2 protein-coding genes are annotated in these 2,518 nt (G+C 60.0%); both read right to left on the bottom strand.

Going from position 1 to position 2,518, the window contains the following annotated elements:
• Positions 1 to 55: 55 nt before the first annotated feature.
• Complete coding sequence (locus JWQ61_RS09885; protein WP_304360382.1) at positions 56 to 967, bottom strand: DMT family transporter; 912 nt, start codon at positions 965 to 967, stop codon at positions 56 to 58.
• Positions 968 to 1,121: 154 nt separating this feature from the next.
• A partial coding sequence (locus tag JWQ61_RS09880; protein ID WP_304360381.1) for a helicase HerA-like domain-containing protein occupies positions 1,122 to 2,518 on the bottom strand: 1,397 nt, incomplete at its 5' end.

Here is a 2,518-nt window from a genome sequence, read left to right as displayed (position 1 = left end):
TCCAAATATTGCGCCAAACTGCCGCTTTTTTAATTGTTATTACTGTTTTCAATCCCTATGATTTCTTTTTTGAAATCAGATAAATACCCGCCAACACCAGTCCGGTACCGGTCAGCTGAATCGCCGTCACCGGTTCCGCTAAAATCAATGCCCCCAGAAACAGGGTGGAGACCGGCCCTACCATGCCGGCCTGCGCCGCGGTCGCAGGCCCGATGCGCGCCACCGCGACCATGGTCAAGAATACCGGCAGCACAGTGCAGAACACGGCATTGATGACCGACAAGCCATATACGGCCGCCGGCTGCTGCAACAAGATCGGCCACGGCCGCAACAGCAGGAACTGCACGATGCAGGCGGCGCACGATACACACATTGCATACGCCACCAGCCGCATCGCCCCGACCCGGCTCACCAGCTCCCCGGAGAGCATCAGGTACAGCGCATAACTGATTGCAGCTCCCAGCACCAGCGCACTGCCGAGGCCCACATTCGATCCTCCCAGGCGCACATCGTGCAGGAACACCAGCACCGTGCCCAGGTAAGAAATCAGCAGGGCCGCCCACTCCAGCCAGGTGACCCGGCGCCGATAAAACAGGAACGACATCAACAGCACGAACGAGGGCGTCAAGAACAATATCAGGCGCTCCAGTCCGGCGGAAATATACTGCAAGCCGAGGAAATCAAGAAAACTCGACAGGTAATACCCGATCAATCCCAGCACCACGATCCGCATCCGGTCCTGGTTCGACAGCGGCGCTTCGCTGCGCGCCTTCCACAAAGCCACCGCGGCAAACAGGGGCAAGGCGAACAGCATGCGAAACGTAATCAGCAATACGGCATCGACCGGATAGCGATAGATCAGCTTGGCGACGATGGCCTTGGCCGAGAACAGGATGGCGCCGGCAACTGCAATTGCCAAGCCGCCAAGAAAAATCTGGCGACTGCCAGGCTGTAACTTACTGCTCATTGCTTGCCCATGATTGAATTGTAATGGGTATGTGAAGATCGCGTTGCTAAGGCAATGGATAGGAAAAATTCTGTCTCCTGCCGCTGCCTGAAAACGCGATCATTGGTGATGGCGAATCTCACTTATTCTTCACTTATTTTTCACCACTTATGTTTCATTTCTTTTTCAGCAAAGATCCCAGCACGCCGCGTATCAGTTCGCGCCCGACCTGCGATCCGATGGTGCGCGCGGCGGATTTGACCACCGCCTGCACCACGCTGTCCTTGCGTCCGGAGCCGCCGCCGAGCAGTCCGCCCAGCACGCTGCCCCACGAGCTGCCGCCGGCGCTGCCTGAAGTGTCCGCAGCAGCACCGGCGCCGTCCTTGCCAGCCGGAGCGGCGGCAACGCGCCCTTTCAGTTTTTCATACGCGGATTCGCGATCGACCGTGGTTTCATATACGCCGGCGACGATCGACGCTGCAATCAGTTGCTTGCGTTCGTCGTCGCTGACTGGCCCGATCTGCGAGGCCGGCGGCAGGATAAAGGCGCGTTCGACGATGTTCGGACGGCCCTTCTCGTCGAGGAAAGACACCAGCGCCTCGCCGACGCCGAGTTCGCTGATGATCTGCGCGGTATTCAATTCGGGATTGGCGCGGAAGGTATCGGCGGCGGCCTGCACTGCCTTCTGGTCGCGCGGGGTATACGCCCGCAGCGCATGCTGCACGCGGTTGCCCAGCTGGCCGAGCACGGTGTCAGGAATATCCAGCGGATTTTGCGTGACGAAGAACACGCCGACGCCCTTGGAACGGATCAGGCGCACCACCTGCTCGATCTTTTGCAGCAAGGGCTTGGGCGCTTCGCTGAACAGCAAATGGGCTTCGTCGAAGAAAAACACCAGTTTCGGTTTTTCCAGGTCGCCGACTTCCGGCAGGTGCTCGAACAGTTCCGACAGCATCCACAGCAGGAAGGTCGAATACAGGCGCGGCGCGTTCATCAGCTTGTCGGCCGCCAGGATGTTCACCACGCCCTTGCCGTTGCCGTCGGTCTGGATCAGGTCGTCGATGTTGAGCATCGGCTCACCGAAGAACTGCTCCCCGCCCTGCTCGCCGATGCCGATCAGGCCGCGCTGGATGGCGCCGATGCTGGCGGCGGAAATATTGCCGTATTCGGTCTGAAAGCTGGCGGCGTTATCGCCGACATGCTGCAGCATCGCCCGCAAATCCTTCAGGTCCAGCAACAGCAAGCCATTGTCATCGGCAATCTTGAACACCAGCTGCAATACGCCCTGCTGCGTATCGTTCAGGTTGAGCATGCGCGCCAGCAGCAACGGTCCCATGTCAGAGACCGTGGCCCGCACCGGATGCCCCTGCACGCCGTACACGTCCCAGAAAGTCACAGGCGTAGCGGCCCACTGCGGTTCGGCCATGCCGAGCGTCTGCAGCCGCTGCTTGAGCTTGTCCGACGCCGCGCCGGCCTTGGCCATACCGGACAGGTCGCCCTTGACGTCCGCCATGAAAACCGGCACGCCGCTGTCCGACAGCGCCTGCGCAATCACCTGCAGGGTGACGGTCT

Origin of the sequence: Collimonas fungivorans (assembly GCF_028292705.1) — a bacterium.
Classification (GTDB): domain Bacteria; phylum Pseudomonadota; class Gammaproteobacteria; order Burkholderiales; family Burkholderiaceae_D; genus Collimonas; species Collimonas fungivorans_B.
The sequence above is the reverse complement of the archived record's forward strand: the minus strand, read 5'-3'. Positions and strand labels throughout refer to the sequence as shown.

Excerpts from the sequence above, each read along its gene's own strand:
- JWQ61_RS09885 (WP_304360382.1), bottom strand. The coding sequence starts at position 967 with ATGAGCAGTAAGTTACAGCCTGGCAGTCGCCAGATTTTTCTTGGCGGC.